14 protein-coding genes are annotated in these 17196 nt (G+C 62.8%); 8 read left to right on the top strand and 6 right to left on the bottom strand.

Translation table 11 applies throughout. The annotated features are described in order from the left end of the window. Positions 1–16: 16 nt before the first annotated feature. The 3 genes from HMPREF9056_RS11975 to upp all read left to right on the top strand — a co-directional run bounded on the left by HMPREF9056_RS11975 (position 17) and on the right by upp (position 3093). Positions 17–1486, top strand: a complete 1470-nt coding sequence (locus tag HMPREF9056_RS11975) for a sensor histidine kinase (RefSeq protein WP_034514576.1) — start codon at positions 17–19, stop codon at positions 1484–1486. A 14-nt stretch (positions 1487–1500) separates the two neighbouring features. Beyond that, on the top strand, positions 1501–2382 hold the full coding sequence (locus tag HMPREF9056_RS11970; protein WP_009746992.1) for a response regulator transcription factor: 882 nt from the start codon (positions 1501–1503) through the stop codon (positions 2380–2382). Positions 2383–2454: 72 nt separating this feature from the next. After that, positions 2455–3093 (top strand): uracil phosphoribosyltransferase, encoded by a 639-nt coding sequence (upp, locus tag HMPREF9056_RS11965; RefSeq protein ID WP_009746991.1) that lies wholly within the window; start codon positions 2455–2457, stop codon positions 3091–3093. A gap of 104 nt (positions 3094–3197) precedes the next feature. Here the strand turns inward: upp and HMPREF9056_RS14790 are convergent, their stop codons facing one another. Next, positions 3198–3638, bottom strand: a complete 441-nt coding sequence (locus HMPREF9056_RS14790) for a hypothetical protein (protein WP_253270035.1) — start codon at positions 3636–3638, stop codon at positions 3198–3200. A 147-nt stretch (positions 3639–3785) separates the two neighbouring features. Here HMPREF9056_RS14790 and HMPREF9056_RS11960 point away from each other — a divergent pair, with 147 nt between their 5' ends. The 5 genes from HMPREF9056_RS11960 to HMPREF9056_RS14230 all read left to right on the top strand — a co-directional run bounded on the left by HMPREF9056_RS11960 (position 3786) and on the right by HMPREF9056_RS14230 (position 12712). Continuing rightward, a complete protein-coding gene (locus HMPREF9056_RS11960) occupies positions 3786–5237 on the top strand; it encodes a hypothetical protein (protein ID WP_253270034.1) in 1452 nt (483 codons plus the stop codon). Between the two features lie 332 nt (positions 5238–5569). Beyond that, complete coding sequence (locus HMPREF9056_RS11955; RefSeq protein ID WP_009746989.1) at positions 5570–7129, top strand: type I restriction-modification system subunit M; 1560 nt, start codon at positions 5570–5572, stop codon at positions 7127–7129. Continuing rightward, on the top strand, positions 7126–8262 hold the full coding sequence (locus HMPREF9056_RS13860) for a restriction endonuclease subunit S (RefSeq protein WP_087942277.1): 1137 nt from the start codon (positions 7126–7128) through the stop codon (positions 8260–8262). The genes HMPREF9056_RS11955 and HMPREF9056_RS13860 overlap by 4 nt, the downstream gene beginning before the upstream one ends. A 98-nt stretch (positions 8263–8360) precedes the next feature. Next, positions 8361–11444: a type I restriction endonuclease subunit R gene (locus HMPREF9056_RS11940; protein ID WP_009746987.1), complete on the top strand. Its 3084-nt coding sequence runs from the start codon at positions 8361–8363 to the stop codon at positions 11442–11444. After that, positions 11441–12712, top strand: a complete 1272-nt coding sequence (locus HMPREF9056_RS14230) for a hypothetical protein (protein ID WP_009746986.1) — start codon at positions 11441–11443, stop codon at positions 12710–12712. Before HMPREF9056_RS11940 ends, HMPREF9056_RS14230 begins: the two co-directional genes overlap by 4 nt. A 21-nt stretch (positions 12713–12733) precedes the next feature. Here HMPREF9056_RS14230 and HMPREF9056_RS14225 read toward each other — a convergent pair whose 3' ends face one another. The 5 genes from HMPREF9056_RS14225 to HMPREF9056_RS11920 form a co-directional block, all read right to left on the bottom strand. After that, complete coding sequence (locus HMPREF9056_RS14225; RefSeq protein ID WP_157185082.1) at positions 12734–13315, bottom strand: hypothetical protein; 582 nt, start codon at positions 13313–13315, stop codon at positions 12734–12736. Positions 13316–13537: 222 nt separating this feature from the next. Beyond that, positions 13538–14338, bottom strand: a complete 801-nt coding sequence (locus HMPREF9056_RS11935; RefSeq protein WP_009746984.1) for a transposase family protein — start codon at positions 14336–14338, stop codon at positions 13538–13540. A gap of 122 nt (positions 14339–14460) precedes the next feature. Further along, positions 14461–15150 (bottom strand): response regulator transcription factor, encoded by a 690-nt coding sequence (locus HMPREF9056_RS11930; RefSeq protein ID WP_087942276.1) that lies wholly within the window; start codon positions 15148–15150, stop codon positions 14461–14463. A 3-nt stretch (positions 15151–15153) separates the two neighbouring features. Then, positions 15154–16455: a sensor histidine kinase gene (locus tag HMPREF9056_RS11925; protein ID WP_253270033.1), complete on the bottom strand. Its 1302-nt coding sequence runs from the start codon at positions 16453–16455 to the stop codon at positions 15154–15156. Positions 16456–16565: 110 nt separating this feature from the next. Beyond that, positions 16566–17057 carry a helix-turn-helix domain-containing protein gene (locus HMPREF9056_RS11920; protein ID WP_009746981.1) on the bottom strand — a complete coding sequence of 164 codons (492 nt, stop codon included), beginning with the start codon at positions 17055–17057 and terminating at the stop codon, positions 16566–16568. Positions 17058–17196 lie beyond the last annotated feature (139 nt).

The following is a 17196-nucleotide window of genomic DNA, read 5'->3' as shown; positions in this document are numbered from 1 at the left end:
CGTTAACGTCGTCGGCATGACCCCGACGCCACCACTCGGCTCCCCTTCCGACCTGCCTGCGACTGCTCCCATGGAGGCCCCGCTGGACAGGACCGCACCCATGCCATCAGCTGCCGACCCTTCCCCGGCCGTCCCGTTCGCGGCAGGCCCGGAGGCCGCCCCTCCCTCGACCGGGCGCCGCCCGAGGCGGAGCCTCTGGTGGATCAGCGTCATCGGGTGGGAGCTCCTGCACGCCGCGCTGTGGATACCGCAGGTCATCCTCCTCATCCCCTCCATCCTGCTGTTCCACCTGACGGTCCCTCTGTGGGCGTCGCTGGAGCGCATCGCTGCACGCGGGCTGGGAACCGACGCCCCGTCCGGCCGCAAGGAGGGCGAGCGCAAGAGCCCGTGGCTGCTGGCGCGCGTCGCCCACGTGGAGTTCTGGCGGCAGGACCTGCCCCTGTGCCTGGGGGGCATGACGCTGAGCACGGCGTCGTTCTTCCTCACCGCGTTCCTCGGAGCCCTGACCGTCACCAGCATCCTGGCGCCCTTCATGACCTCCCCCGAGAACCCCGTCAGGTTCTACCTGGGCGGTCGCGAGATGGTGCTGACCGGGCTGCAGGCCGCCCTGCTGCTGATACCGGTCGGGCTGATCGCCCTCAGCCTCCTCCTCGGAGTGCTCTGGGGACTCGGAAGGCTGCGGCTGCTGCTGGTGAAGGTGCTCTCGGGTGAGCGCAAGAGGCAGCGCCTCGAGCAGCTGACCGCCGAGGTCGGCCACCTCACGGCCAGCCGCGCCACACTCATGGACGCCTTCGAGGCCGAACGCACCCGCATCGAGCGGGACCTGCACGACGGCACCCAGCAGGAGCTCGTCGCCCTCGCCATGAACCTGGGCGGGCTGCGCCTGGCCGCCGAGTCCCTGCCCGAGGACGACACCGCCTCCACGTCCCGGACCGCGCTGCTGGAGGGGATCGACACCGCGCAGGACCGCGCGGAGTCCGCCCTCAAGGACCTGCGCGAGACGGTGCGCGGCATCCGCCCGGCGGTCCTGTCCGAGCGCGGGCTGGCGCCGGCCCTGAAGGATCTGGCGGGACGGGCACCACTGCCGACCAGCGTCGTCGTCGAGGCCGAGAAGGCCGACCTGGCCCAGATCTCGCAGCCGGTGGCGACGGTCATCTACTTCGCTGCTACCGAGGCGCTGACGAACGCCGCCAAGCACGCCCGGGCCGGGCGCGCCACGATCACGCTGCGCTGCACGAGTACCGGGCTGAGCGCCGTCATCACCGATGACGGGCGCGGCGGAGCCGACCCGGAGCAGGAGAACGCCACCGGCCTGCGCGGCATGGCGCAGCGGGTGGAGTCCATCGGCGGGCGGTTGGAGGTCAGCTCCCCGAGCGGCGGCGGGACCCGGCTGACGATCACGGCACCGCTGACGCCGCCGTGGGGCACGGAGGGCCGGGAGGAGGAGCAGACGGGTGAGCCGGGGAGCGACCACCCGGCCGGCTGAGGCAGGATGTGCCCATGAGGATCCTGCTCGCCGACGACGCCGCCCTCCTGCGCGAGGGGCTGGCCGGACTACTGACCACCGCGGGGCACGAGGTCGTGGCACAGGTGGCCGATGCCGACGCCCTGCGCACCGAGGTCGGGCGTCTGGCCGCTGCCGGGGAGCTGCCCGACGTCGTCGTCACCGATGTGCGGATGCCGCCGACCGGCACGGATGACGGGCTGCGCGCGGCGATCGACCTGCGCCGCGCCCATCCGGGGCTGCCGGTGGTGGTGCTGAGCGCCTACGTGGCCGGGCCCTACGTGCAGGACCTGCTTGAGGAGACCGAGTCGCCGACGTCCCCAGCCGGGCCAGGGGGTCCCAGCGCCAGCAGTGGGGGCGCCGTGGGCTACCTGCTCAAGGAGCGCGTGGGGCGGGTGGCGGACTTCCTGCACTCGCTCGACATCGTCGTGGGCGGCGGGGTGGTCATCGACCCGGAGGTGGTCTCCCACCTCATGAAGGCGGCCCGGGCCGCCGGTTCCGCGCAGGACATCACCGGTTCCGGGGCCGGTGAGGGAGCGGTGACAATGACGGGCTCGGTACCCGGCACGGCACCCGCACCGTCCGAACCCCAGGGACCGGTGATGGCCGGAGCAGCCTCGCCGTCGACGCCGTCGGACGGGATCGCGACTGCGGCGCCGGGCGGAGCGGGCCTGGACCGGCTGACGCGGCGCGAGCAGGAGGTGCTCGAGCTCATGGCCCAGGGGCTGTCGAACGCGCAGATCGCCGAGCGTCTGGTGGTCTCCGACGGCGCGGTGGCCAAGCATGTGGCGAACATCTTCCGGGGGCTGGACCTGCAGCCGGGCGAGGAGAACAGGCGCGTGCGAGCCGTCCTGGCATGGCTGCACACCCGCGCCTGAGCGAGATCGCCCCGCCTGACGGCTCGGCGCTGGGGCGGTGCGGGACCGGTTGCTGGATTATAGGCTGTCCCCATGCGCCTCCACGTTGCCGACCACCCCCTCATCGACCACAAGCTCTCCGTCCTGCGGGACGAGAGGACGTCGTCGGCGGTCTTCCGCCAGCTGGTGGACGAGCTCGTCACCCTCCTCGCCTACGAGGCCACCCGCGAGGTGCGCACCGAGGAGGTGGAGATCCGCACGCCCGTGGCGCTGGCGCAGTGCCGCCGTCTGGCCGCCCCGCGGCCGATCGTCGTACCGATCCTGCGTGCGGGCCTGGGGATGCTGGAGGGCATGACCCGCCTGCTGCCCACGGCGGAGGTCGGATTCCTGGGGATGAAGCGCGATGAGGACACCCTGGAGGTGGAGACCTACGCCAACCGTCTGCCCGACGACCTCTCGGGCCGCCAGTGCTTCGTCATCGACCCCATGCTCGCCACCGGCCACACCCTCGTGGCCGCCATCGACTACCTGCTTGAGCGCGGGGCGCGCGACGTCACCGCACTGTGCCTCATCGCCGCCCCCGAGGGCGTCAAGACGCTGGAGGAGGCCGTCGGCGGGCGCGCGAACGTCACGGTGGTGACCGCCGGAGTGGACGAGCGGCTCAACGAGTACGCCTACATCGTGCCCGGTCTCGGCGACGCCGGGGACCGCCTCTACGGCATCGTCGACTGAGCCGTCATCGGCTCGTCCCGACGGCGAAGCCGGGCGCTACGGCCTGATTCCGCGACCTGCTCCCGTAGATTTCGTTAGGCTCGGGAGACATGACGACGGGGCACTCACCATCTTCCGGGGACTACGACGCGACCACGGCGGTCAGTAGGTTCGCCTCGCCCCACGATCTTGAGCGGATCGCCGCCACCCGCCCCGACCTGCACGCGATCCTGGCGGCCAACCCGTCGATTCCGCCCCAGGTCCGAGCGCTCCTGGAGCAGTCCGACGACGCCGTCGTGCAGGAGGTACTGGCACGCCAGGCCGGGCGGGGCGCAGGCCACCTCTCCGAGGCGATGCCACCGATGCAGGCAGCGCAGTCGGTGCAGTCGGCGCAGCCGCAGGTCCCCGGCCAGATCGACCCGATGGCGCCGACGATGGCGGTGGGAGCAGGTGGCGTTCAGCCCCAGCAGGCTCCCGACGGACCGGGCTACGGGCAGGTGCCTCAGGGCTATAGCGGCACCCAACCGGCGGCGCCCGGTGCGGCGCCGCCGGGAACCTCGGGCCACGGAGCCGCTCCTCAGGGGTACGGCATGGCGACCCCTGCCCAGCAGAGCCCGCTCCCGCAGGAGCCCGCTCCGGTGGCGCAGCCCGTTGCACTGCCGCCGTCGGTTCAGCCGTATTCGGCGCCCTCGATGCAGTCGGCGGCGCAGGCCATGGACCAGCAGCCCGCGATGCCGCCCGGGGTGCCGAGCGGAATGCAGCCGGGGTACGTGCAGGGACAGGGGCAGGCGTACGACCCGAGCCAGGCCGCGGCGCCGACATACGGCGCAGCGACGTACGGTGACCCGATGTACGCCCCGCCGGTACAGCCCAGGAAAAGGCGGGGCCTCAGAGCGCTCGCGATTGTTCTGCCGATCGCCCTGCTCCTGACAGGAGGTGGCGTGGCCGCCTGGTACTTCCTGGCGAGGAGCAGTGTCTACTCCACGTCCCGGGACGTCTCCTTGTCCGACTCCTGGAGCAAAGGCGCCAGCAAGACATGGAGCGCCGACGTTGAGGCCAATGCTGAACCATATGTTGCAGGCAGCTACTTCCTCACGTTCGACAAGACAACGTCCACTCTGAAGGGCTATACACCACTGGGCGAGAATATGAAGGAGGCGTGGCAGGTTGACATCGACGACGAGGACCTGACCTCCTCCTACTCCACACCACCAATTTTTCAGTTATGGGGCAAGAGTACCCTCGTCCACAAATCCACCCTCATCGACTTGAAGTCCGGCGACACCTCGTCGGCACCCTGGAGTGACGATAAGTACGCCCTCGTCGCCGACGACATCGCCATCGGCTGCAAAAGCAGTGGAAAGTGCACGGCATGGGATTCCCAGAAGAAGCAGAAATGGTCCCGCGAGATCCCGGGGATGGAAGACATCCCATCCTCGCCCTACCTCGACAACGGCGCTCTCACCATCAAGGACAGCCACCGTTACGTCGGACTCTTCAATGCCGTCATTGACATCGACACCGGGGACACGACCATCTTGGGAGGAAAGCGGGTCAACAACGACACCTCAATCACATTCCTCAGCGATGGATGGGTAGTCAACCAGAGGGAGAAGGACGGCTCCACGGGCGACTCAGACTCGTCCGACTCCAAGAAATGGAGAGAAACCATCTACGACTTCGAAGGCACGAAGAAGACGAGCTACGTCATCGACACCGAGAAGAAGAAGTTGCCGGGAACGGTGGACAACGCCCTCATCACCTCAGAGGAGTATCTCGCCTACTTCAAGGACGAGGATTATGATAAGGCCCCCTTCTCATCTTCCTCCGAAGGAGGTGGCTGCGTATCCAAGATCATTCCCAAGGACGGTAGTGCCACCTCCATCCCCAACCCTGGAGACAGCCCCGACCGCAACTCAGACGACAATCCCTGCCCCTCCAACGCCGCCGCGTCACAGAAAGGCCGCATTGCCGAGCTGGCCACATGGAAGCACGGCGATCCCAGCTCGGTGCTTCTCTTGATGGAAGTCAAGACCGGCAGGAACATTGAATTCACCGGGATCGACTGGCAGAACGGCGATTCTCTCATCGGCGTGAAACCAGATTTCATCGTCGGCTACAACAAGGAAGACGGAAAGGTCATCGGCTTCAAGCCCGCGTCGTGAGTCGGGGCCGCCGGGTGCGTACCACTTCAGCCGGGGACACGCACCCCGACGGCGTCGAATGCCCCAGCGGCGGCACCTTCCAGGGCCAATGCGTCAGCCCTTCCCCACCCCACCCGCGTCAGGCCGGACGCCAACACGAACAAGCGGTCCCGCACCTCAGGTGCGGGACCGCCGGAGTAGGCGCACCGGTCCAAGCCCGATGCTCGCTGTCTGCCTGCGAGCGTAGCCGTCGCCCATCCAGTACCCCAAACCCAGCACGTGGTCATCGGACGTCCTCAGTTGGTGGGATACTTCTGCCCGATCCCCCATCCTGACGACGAAGAGGCCGACTGTTGAGCAAAGAGACTGAGCGCGATGCGCTTCACCGTGCGATCTGGCGAGTTGCCAACGACCTGCGCGGGAGCGTGGACGGTTGGGACTTCAAGGCCTACGTTCTGGGCTTTCTTTTCTACCGGTTCATCTCCGAGAACCTCACCGAGTACATCAACGCCGGCGAGCGCGAGGCCGGGGACCCGGACTTCGACTACCGCTTCCTGTCGCACGCCGATGCCGAGGGCGCCCGCGACGGCATCATTGAGGAGAAGGGCTTCTTCATCGCCCCAGGGGACCTGTTCGACAACGTGCGCGAGCGGGCACCGCGCGATGAGAACCTCAACGAGACCCTCTCGCGCATCTTCAAGAGCATCGAGGCCTCCGCGACCGGCACGGGCTCGGAGTCGGACCTGCGGGGCCTGTTCGACGACGTGGACGTCAACTCCACGAAGCTGGGCCGCACGGTGGCCCAGCGCAATGACAAACTCACGCGGCTCATGCAGGCGATCGGGGACCTGGACCTGTCCTACGGGGAGTCCTCGATCGACACCTTCGGCGATGCCTACGAGTTCCTCATGACAATGTACGCCTCGAACGCGGGCAAGTCGGGCGGCGAATTCTTCACCCCGCAAGAGATCAGCGAGGTGCTGGCCCGCATCACGGTCATGGGCAAGAAGAGTGTCAACCGCGTCTACGACCCGGCCTGTGGTTCGGGCTCACTGCTGCTGAAGTTCGCGAAGGTGCTCGGTAAGGAGAACGTGCGAGGCGGGTTCTTCGGCCAGGAGATCAACCTGACCACCTACAACCTGTGCCGGATCAACATGTTCCTGCACGACATCAACTTCGCCGACTTCAGCATCGTCCATGGGGACACGCTCACAGACCCGGCGCACTGGGATGATGAGCCCTTCGAGGCGATCGTCTCCAACCCGCCGTACTCGACGAAGTGGATCGGCAAGGACGATCCGGCTCTCGTCAACGACCCACGCTTCTCCCCGGCGGGCGTGCTGGCCCCGAAGTCGAGAGCAGACCTGGCCTTCACCATGCACATGCTGTCCTGGCTGGCGGTGGATGGGACAGCGGCAATCGTCGAGTTCCCTGGCGTACTCTTCCGCGGTGCCGCTGAAGCCAAAATCCGCCAGTACCTGGTGGAGAACAACTATGTCGACGCCGTCATCCAGCTTCCGCCGGATCTGTTCTTCGGGACACAAATCGCCACGTGCATCATCGTGCTTAAGAAGTCGAAGCAGGACAACAGTGTCCTGTTCGTGGACGCCTCGAAGCAGTTCGTACGGGAGGGCAACAAGAACAAGCTCTCGGCGGAGAACCAGGAGATGATCCTGAAGACGCTCGCCAAGCGTGCCGACGTCGATCACGTGGCCGCACTGGTGAGCGCGGAGGCGATCAGGGACAACGGTTTCAACCTGTCGGTGTCCTCCTACGTGGAGGCGGAGGACACTCGCGAGGAGGTCGACATCGTGGAGCTCAACGCCCGGATCAAGGAGATCGTGGAGCGGCAGGCAGTGCTGCGAGCCAGCATTGATGAGATCGTGGCCGACCTCGAAGGCGGTGCCCGGTGAGCCGCATCGATGACCTCATCCGCGACCTCTGCCCTGACGGCGTTGAGCACAAATTACTCAAAGATCTTGTTCGCATCAAGAACGGACGAGATTTCAAACACCTGAAGCAGGGAGACATTCCTGTATATGGATCAGGCGGGGTCATATCTTATGTAAATGAAAGCGCGTCGGAGGGCCCATCAGTCCTTATTCCACGAAAGGGCTCCCTAAATAAGCTTTATTTTGTCGAAGGACCCTTCTGGACTGTAGACACAATTTTCTATACAGAAATTAGCAGCCAGTTGGAGCCAAAGTACTTCTATTACTACCTCCAGACTCTGCATCTGGAAAAAATGAACCAAGCAGGGGGAGTACCCAGCCTCACCCAACGCGCCCTAAATGAATTACATATCCCCACTCCCCCTATTCTAATCCAACGGGAGATCGCTAGGGCGCTAGACCAGTTCTCCCAACTGAAGGCAGAACTAGAGACGGAGCTGGAGGCCCGCCAACAACAGTATGCACACTATCGCAACATCCTTGTGGCACCTCGATCTCCAAAAGAATCCGTCAAGTTGGGGGAAGTTTCCTATATCGCACGAGGAGCCTCTCCGCGACCAATCCGCAAGTTCATCACGAATGAAGAAGGAATGCCGTGGATCAAAATCGGAGACGTTCCGCCACAGGGAAAGTACGTCACCACCACCGCACAGCACATCAGCACCGATGGCGTCGACAAGTCGCGACAAATCAAACCGGGAGACTTCATCCTATCAAACTCCATGAGCTTCGGTAGGCCATACATCTCAAAGATCAACGGATGCATTCATGACGGCTGGCTAGTCATAGCCAATTACGAGAAGACCTTCGACCCAGACTTCCTCTATCATGTCTTACGATCATCCCCAATTCAAAACGGATTCGCGCAACGCGCAGGCTCGGGAACGGTAAAAAACCTCAATTCTAAAATCGTGAGCGACACCCTCGTCCCAGCTCCACCTATCGATCAACAACGCGAAATTGTTCACCTTCTGGACAAGTTCGATCTTCTCGTCAACGATCTGACCTCCGGCCTCCCCGCCGAGATCGAGGCTCGTCGCAAGCAGTACGAGTACTACCGCGACCGTCTCCTCACCTTCCCGGAGAAGAAGTAGCGCTCACGCGCAGTCCTCCACCTGCGCTACCCCACCTCATTCCCTCCATCCTCATCCGTCTCTACCCACATTTTCCGCCCTGACGAAAGTGTCCTCCCATGACCATTCGTGAAGCCTCGGCCATCGGCGTCGAACCGGTTGTTCTGACCAGTGAGAGCACCGTCGTCGGACTCTATGAGCCCGAGGAGACCGACCGTACCGGATACCAGTCGGAAGCCGAGCTGGAAGCGGCCTTCATCCGCCAGTTGCAGGCCCAGGCCTACGAGTATGTCTCCTTCACCAGTGAGGACGAGCTCGTCGCCAACCTGCGCACCCAGCTCGAATCCCTCAACGGCTACACCTTTACCGATGAGGAGTGGGAGCGCTTCTTCGCCCAGTCGATCCGCACCCGCTCAGGCGGCGGGGACGAGATCGCGGAGAAGACCCGTCGTATCCAGGAGGACCATGTCCAGGTCCTCATCCGGGACAACGGCGAGTCCAAGAACATCCGGCTCATCGACAAGCAGCACATCCACAACAACCGTTTGCAGGTCACCAACCAGTACGTCGTCGAGGCCGGCGCCCACCACACCCGCTACGACGTCACCGTCCTCGTCAACGGCCTGCCGCTGGTGCACATCGAGCTCAAGTGCCGCGGCGTGCCCATCCGTGAGGCCTTCAACCAGATCAACCGCTACCAGCGCGACTCCTTCTGGGCGGGTGCCGGCCTGTTCGGCTACGTCCAGATCTTCGTCATCTCCAACGGCACCCACACCAAGTACTACTCGAACACCACCCGCTTCGACCACGTCACCGAGTCCACGCGCGGCAAGCGCGAGTCCAAGGCCGCCAACTCGGACTCCTTCGAGTTCACCTCCTGGTGGTCCGACGCCGCGAACAAGCCGATCACGGACCTGGTCGACTTCACCCGGACCTTCTTCGCCAAGCACACGCTGCTGGCCCTGCTGACCCGCTACTGCGTCTTCACCACCGCGCAGAAGCTGCTGGTCATGCGGCCCTACCAGATCGCCGCGACTGAGGCGATCCTCCAGCGGATCCTCACAGCATCGGCCAACAAGCAGACCGGAACCGTGGCCGGCGGCGGCTACATCTGGCACACCACCGGTTCGGGCAAGACCCTCACCTCTTTCAAGACCGCGAAGCTGGCCGCCGGGATGGAGGGGATCGACAAGGTCATCTTCGTCGTCGACCGCAAGGACCTGGACCACCAGACCATCAAGGAGTACAACCGCTTCGCCGAGGGGACGGTCTCCGCCAACCAGTCCACCAACCAGCTGAGCCGGCAGATCAACGACCCGGATACGTGCATCATCGTCACCACGATCCAGAAGCTCTCCAACTTCGTGGGCCGCAACCGCAAGCACGCCATCTATACCGGGCATGTCGTCCTCGTCTTCGACGAGTGCCACCGCAGCCAGTTCGGAGACATGCACACGGCCATCACCAAGGCCTTCCGCAACTACCACCTCTTCGGGTTCACGGGCACGCCGATCTTCGCGGCCAACTCCGGCTCCAGCGGGAATGTCCAGCTTCGCACCACCGCGCAGGCCTTCGGCGACCAGCTGCACACGTACACGATCGTGGATGCGATCCGGGACAAGAACGTACTGCCGTTCCGCATCGACTACATCGACACGATCAAGATGCCCGACGCCGTGCGCGACGCAGAGATCAGCGCCATCGACACCGAGCGGGCGCTACTGGCACCCGAGCGGCTGACCCAGGTAGTGGGCTATATCCGCGAGCACTTCGACCAGAAGACGCGGCGCAACTCCTCCTACACGCTGGGGCAGAAGCGGCTGCTGGGCTTCAACTCCCTGTTCGCGACGGCGTCGATCCGGGCGGCGCGCGCCTACTACATGGAGTTCAAGCGGCAGCAGGAGGGGCTGGCCCCGGACCGGCGCCTGAGCGTCGGCATCGTCTACTCCTACGCGCCCAACGCCGACGCCCCCGGTGAGACGCTGGCCGATGAGGCCGTGGACCCCTCGCAGCTGACCGCCGACGACCGTGCCTTCCTCGATGGGGCGATCCGCGACTACAACGCGCAGTTCGGCACCGCCTACGACACGAGCGCACAGGGCTTCGAGGGCTACTACGAGGACATCTCCCGGCGGCTGGCGGAGCGGACGATCGACCTGGTCATCGTGGTCAACATGTTCCTCACCGGGTTCGACTCCAAGACGCTCAACACCCTGTGGGTGGACAAGTCGCTACGCACACACGGGCTCATCCAGGCGTTCTCGCGCACGAACCGGATCCTGAACTCGGTCAAGACCTACGGCAACGTAGTTTGCTTTCGGGACCTGCAGGAAGAGACCGACGAGGCCATCGCCCTGTTCGGCAACGAGGCCGCCGGCGGGCTGGTGCTCCTCAAGCCGTACAAGGAGTACCTGGATGAGTATCTTAAGAGGCTCAGCGAGCTGCGGGCGAGGTTCGAGCCGGGACAGTTGATCGCCTCGGAGACCGAGCAGAAGGAGTTCATCCGCCAGTTCGGGAAGATCCTGCGGCTACGCAACATCCTGGCGAGCTTTGACGACTTCGGAGACGACGACGTCATCGGCGAGGCCGAGTTCCAGGACTACCGCAGCGTGTACGTGGACTTGTATACCGAGATGCGGCGAGCCGCCGATGTGGAAAAGGAGGTCGTCAACGACGATCTCGTCTTCGAGATCGAGCTGGTCAAGCAGGTGGAGGTGGGCGTCGCCTACATCCTCATGCTGGTGGAAAAGCACCGCGAGAAGGCGGGCGACGGCGAGGACAAGGAGATCCCGGTGGAGATCCGCCGGGCTGTGATGTCCAGTCCCAGCCTGCACAACAAGCGCGATCTCATTGAGGACTTCGTGCACACGGTATCCGCATTCGGGGACGTGGATGAGCAGTGGCGGGCGTTCATTGAGCAGCGGCGCCGCGAGGAGCTGGCGGCGATTATCCGCGATGAGCGGCTGCGCGAGGGGCCGGCGAAGGCGCTGGTGGAGGCAGCCTTGCGGGACGGGTACGTGCCCACCGAGGGAACCACGATCACGAGGATTCTGCCGCCCACCTCAAGGTTCCGCCGCTCGGTCGGCGATGACGGCCACGACGAGAAGAAGCGCCGCGTCCAAGCCGCCCTGGCCGCCTACGTGGAGAGGTTCCGGGGTTTGGTTCCACATCCGCTACAAACTAGCCGCCAGGAAGACCAATGACTTTTCCAGAATCTGGAGCGTATTTAGCTCACACACAGTCCCTTAACCCCGAAAACAATGAGACTGTTTTAATAGAGTTTGACAACGAAGGAGTATTGGTAAGTTGGCTTAGAAGTAACTCTGTCACAGATATATTCAGCTCGCTTACACCAGTCACCGCCCCAGAACCACTTATCGCGATGACATCTAAAGGATGGATAACTCTTAACGACGGAATACTTCAGAGATCGTCGCTTTCAACACTGGGATACAGTGAGTTTAAATTCCGATACCGTCGCGCTGTTCAGGCAGGTCGCCACGGAAAAGACTACTCCAGGATTAATGGGCTGGCATCGAAAATAGACGGCCTCGCGGAGCGGGCGGAAATGTGGCCAACTGAGACGAATATCGAGTATGACCGCGATCAAAATCGACTTAACGCAATATCAATAAGGTCCGAGAATTTACCCACAAAACACCTCCTGGGAGAGTTCAGCCCCCATCTCGAAACGTACTTCATACATAAACCTACAGGATACGACGAAGTATCGTCGATATCTGGGGCATTGGTATATAAAACACACTCTGAGTCTCAAACGAGTTGGGAAAATCACGAAGGCTCGCATCAAATGATGGCCGATCTTATGACGCTCGCTTATGGTAGAGCCTGCAGATTTACCATCACATCGGCATGGAGAAAAGATGATGAAGTGCTTCGCAATGGTGAAACTGTTAAGCGATGGAAGGATGTCTTCGCTCCCTCGGAGCGCAGGGAAGAAGCGCCGGTCAAAATAACACCTTCAACCACCTCACCTTTATTTCATCTGGAGGAATTAAACTCAGATAAATTAGGGGAATGGCTCTCTTCGAAATCTCCATGGCGCAGAGCTTTAAATATCGCAGTTTCCACATACTTCAGCAAGAATCTCAGTTCAGAAATGAAGTATATCAACGTTGCGATCGCCTTAGAGGCATTAGGCTTCTCGATCGGAAAAGAATGCGGAACTTCTAACAAACAACTCCGAACATTTAACGACCAAGTGGCTCAAATTGTCAAATTGGTAGGAGAGCCGACAGTGTCTCTCATCACGAAATCATCGACTCCAGAGCGGTGGACTACCGAAGCAGGAAATGCTTACAACGGATTGAAGCATGCGAACAGGAAGGCAACAGATTGGCGGGTTGCAGAGGAAAAAGCGGAAGAAGGGCTCACCTTAATTCGCGCTTGGGCTGCTATTGAACTCGGAGTGGATGCCGAATTAGTAAACGAGCGACTAAAGTCCCACTGATCACCCAAGCAGTATCGTCACCTACGACACTTGACTGCGGCGCAATATTTCTTCGAGATCAACATATACTGAGCGCTGTTTAATGGAATCTAGGTTCTTTCTTGTTTCGTAAAATTTTTCTGCGCCAGAGCATATGTTCTCACAGAGTCGGACGATGTTTATCGTCACATTATAAATTTCATTGAGTTTCACTTCACCACACCGGTGCTCGTTGTGCCCATATCCATCAGAACCTCCCAATACTAGTCGAAGTTGGTAATCGGCAACTTCGGGACCACCCTTATCTGCCCCCTTTCTTTTGACGTCACTGCTCCCTTCATGAAGAAAGGAGCACCTTAACGCATAGCATGCGTCACCGGTGAAGAAATACGGTGATTTCTTCTCGAAACATATTTCATCCTTTTCGCTCGCTTCAATGAATTTCATATACTCTGGCGCCACCCATTTTTCAAACCACGTAACATATCGATCGTAAGACTTCACCTGTTTGTCCGAGTTTTCCGTGGCACCACACATGTCGGGAATCATCAAGGCTAGAGCGAGTGCAGCGCGATATAGTTTATATTCCAAACAACAGCGCACTTCTGAAATAACAGTATCCACAACAATTCTCCTATCTTCAATATAGTATTGAAAATTACTTAGAATGAGCGATAAATATCGCCCTACAGACCCATTCGCCTAGATCTTTACTCAAGGTTAGCACCGCAGTCCCAGGAAGCTCAACACCCAAATTGGACCACCAAGAGTCACCAAGTCTTTTTGATGACTTTTACAACTCGACACGCAACATTTCTATACGAACTTGCCCATTATGTGCTTCAGCTAATTTGATTCAAATTGAGCTTCGCATCGAATCATTATTATGAAGGTTATTCGGGGGTTGGTGTAGGCGTAGAGGGCTAGGGTGGCTGTGATAGTTTCTTTGAAGGTGTGCAGGGGGCGCCTGTAGTCGTGGGCCAGGATCTTCCAGGATTTGATGTGCGCGATGGTTCTCTCCACGACATACCGGATTTCATTTAGAGATTTGTTGGCCTGCTTCTGGGCCTTGGTGAGCTCACTGTTGGGAGGTTTCTTGTAGGGGGTGAGAACCCCGGTTCCGATGTAGCCTTTATCGGCGATGCAGCAGGAGGGGTCGATCTCTTCCAAGAGACCGGAGGTGGTGATGGCCTTGGTGTCGTGGGTGGCCCCCGGTAGCGGGTCTGAGGCCCACCGCAGGCGCCCGGCGGGGCTGACCAGCACTTGCAGGCTCAGGCCGGTGCGCTTGTGCTTGCCCGACCACAGGTCCGTCCGATCCTTCCAGCTCCAGCACGGCAGGAGCGTACCGTCGATGATGTGCACGCCCCCATGGGGGACCTCCTCGACGGTCGCCAGCACAGGCCCCAAGACCCTGGCGATGATCCGGGTGACCACCGAGATCGCCCGCGAGATCGTCGGCTGTGACACCCCCATGATCTCGGCGATCGCCTCCTGGGAGGTGTTGGTGCGCAAATACATCAACGTCGACCGCACCGCGGCCAGTGGGCCAAGAATTCTTGGCGCCAAGGAGATCTCAGTATCACCCAGCACCATTTCCACCAGGCAGCTCAACTGCGTTCTGTCCAGGCCTGTGATACCCTTACCCATGACGGCTCGTTCCTGAGAGGTTTCATGTAGCAATCTGATTCTCTCAGACCAACGAGCCGTCACCCATTCAACACACCGAACCCCTAAACCCCCATACACGCCCCTGAATAACCTTCTATCAATTAATTGCTCTTGTACCAGGCGACGGCGATCTGGACGCGGTCGCGCAGGTGGAGCTTGGCCAGGATGCGACTGACGTTGCGGCGCACGGAGGCGGGCTGCAGTACGAGCCGCTCAGCGATCTCCTCGTTCGACATCCCCTCCGCAATGAGCCGGGCCACGTCGAGCTCCCTGGGCGTGAGCGCCCCGAACCTCTCCCGCAGCCCTTCGCGCTGCGCACCGGGCAGCGCCCGCGGAACCCCTCGCGCGATGAGCTCCTTGGTGACGCGCGGCGTGAGCACGGCATCGCCCTGCGCCACCGCCCGCACCGCCTGAGCTAGCTGCGCCGCGCGCGCGTCCTTGAGCAGGAATCCCGAGGCCCCCACCTCCAGCGCCCCGAAGGCGTAGTCGTCCTCGTCGTAGGTGGTCAGCACCAGCACCTTCACCGTCGGGAACCGCCGCGCCATCGCCCGGGTCGCGCTGATCCCGTCCATGCCCGGCATGCGCACATCCATGAGCACGACGTCGGGCAGCCCCGACGACCGGTTCAGCTGCTCCAGGACCTCCAGCGCCTCATGCCCGTCACCGGCCTCCGCCACCACGCGCAGGTCCGGAGCCTTGCGGATCATGAGCGCCAGCCCCAGGCACGCGTAGCGCTGGTCGTCCACGATCATGACCGACGTTGGCCTCAACCCCTCCGATTCCACGCCCACGCCTCAACCCTCACCGCGAGTTCTCGGCACCGTCGCCGTCACCAGCCAGACGCCGTCGGACACGGGCCCCCAGTCCAGCGAGCCTCCCGCCGCCTCAACCCGGTCCCGCAGCCGCGGCAGACCGGTCCCTTCCGCAGACCCACCACGGCCACCACGGCAGCCGTCGTCTTCCCCGTCACTGTCACCCGAGGCGCCGTCGTTGCGAACCATCACCGTCACCGCCGACTCGCCGTGGTCCCAGGACACCTGCACCTGCGACAGCACCGGGGCGTGCCGCACCGCGTTGGTGAGCGCCTCCCGGGTGAGCGCGAAGCACAGGTCGGCCTGCCCGGCGTCGTCGGACCGCTGCCCGGTCTCGGTGAAGATGACCGTGACACCCAGCGACCGGACCCTGCCGACGACGCTCCTGATCTCGTCCCAGGACCGGTGCCCGGCGCCGTACCGGTCCGGTGACTCCGCCGACTCACCCTTGCCGTCGGCCAAGGCCCTGACCGCCCGGCGCGTCTGCTCCAGGCACTCCCGGGCCACCTCGTTGATGCCGCCGAGCGCCTCGTCGACCTCCGGGTCGGCGCTGCCGGCCAGCCCCTCGGACAGGGCGATGATCGTGGTCAGGCCGTGACCTACGGAGTCGTGCAGCTCGGCGGCGATACCGGCTCGGCTCACCGCGCGGTCGCGTTCGGCCCGAAGCGTCCGGAAACGCTCCCGCTCGGCTTGCGCCGCCCGCCAGTTCGCGACGCTGCGCGCAAGCATCGCCGCGATGGCCGTCAGCAGGACAGCGACCACCTGGCTGAGCCACTCCTCCATCAGGATCCCGGGCGGGGCCACCAGGACCGCACTGGCCGTCGCCATGAGGCAGGCCTCGCCGATCACCACGAGGTGCTGCCACAGCGGGAGCCGGCTCACCGCGCTCCCCAGCGCCACCAGCACCGGGACGAGGAAGAAGTTGTTGAGCCCCAGTGCCGAGGCCGCCACGTACACGGCGCACTCGGTCAGGAAGACCGCCAGCGGGTGCCTGCGCCGCGCAGTGAGGAGCGCCGTCGACCCAATGGCCGCCAGGATGAGAACCGTGAATCCGATTCTGGTCGGGGCGACCCTCGCAACCAGGCCGCCGTCGCCGACGCGGCCGGTCAGCACCGCGCTGCCGATCATGCCGCCCTGGTAGGTGGCGCACAGGATGAGGAGCAGCGTGAACAGGATGCCGGGGCCGGCCTGCGCGGGCGCCGGCTGGCGCACCCACTCCCCCAGCGTCCGCCAGGTGCTCCGCAGCCTCATCGCCGACGACGAGCCGCGCTCTGCACTGGACACCAGCGTCCCTCCTCTCCGTCGCGTCCGTACCCTACGCCCCCGAGATCTGAGCCCCGGTCGCAGTCCGCGGACCGTCAGGCACAGTCGCGGCAAGCTCAGAACGCCATCGGTCAGTCCTGGGAGCGGAGATCCTTGAGGACCTGGTGTGCCTCGGTGGGGTCCTCATCGTAGTCACCTATCGCCTGAGCGTCGGCCACCATGTCCGACAGGGCCTCATTCGCCGCTCGACGCTGACGCTCACGGAACTCCAGCACGTCTGTGAGGAACAAGCGACGATGCCGTCTGACCTTCTCAAACGGGATCTCGCCGGCCTCCAACATCCTGACCAGCGTCGGCCGCGAGATGCCCAGCATGTCAGCCGCCTCCTGGGTCGTCAGACGCTGATCCTGCGGCGCCACCGTCACGGCCAATCCTCGACGCATCGCATCCACGACCTGAAGAAGGGCCTCAGCCACCGCGGGAGGGAGGTCAATCGTCTCACCATTGACGGTCAGCCGGGGCGTCGCACCGGAGGATGCCTCCAGTTCCGTCACTATCTCGGCAAGATGCCCGGCGACATCCTCCTCAGGAAGGTAGGTCTTGCTCTCAATCGTCAAGGTCATGGCACACTCCAACACTGCTGTTCGTTCACTGTTTTCGAGTTGATCGTTTTGAACGAATTGAGTGTAAGCCTCAGCAGGCGTCGACACAAGGCGAGGGCTGTCGCTTCTGCCATCCTCCTCGAACCCCAGACAGCCTGCG

Source organism: Actinomyces sp. oral taxon 170 str. F0386, from assembly GCF_000195595.1.
Lineage (GTDB): Bacteria > Actinomycetota > Actinomycetes > Actinomycetales > Actinomycetaceae > Actinomyces.
This window is presented reverse-complemented; position numbering and strand designations above follow the sequence as displayed.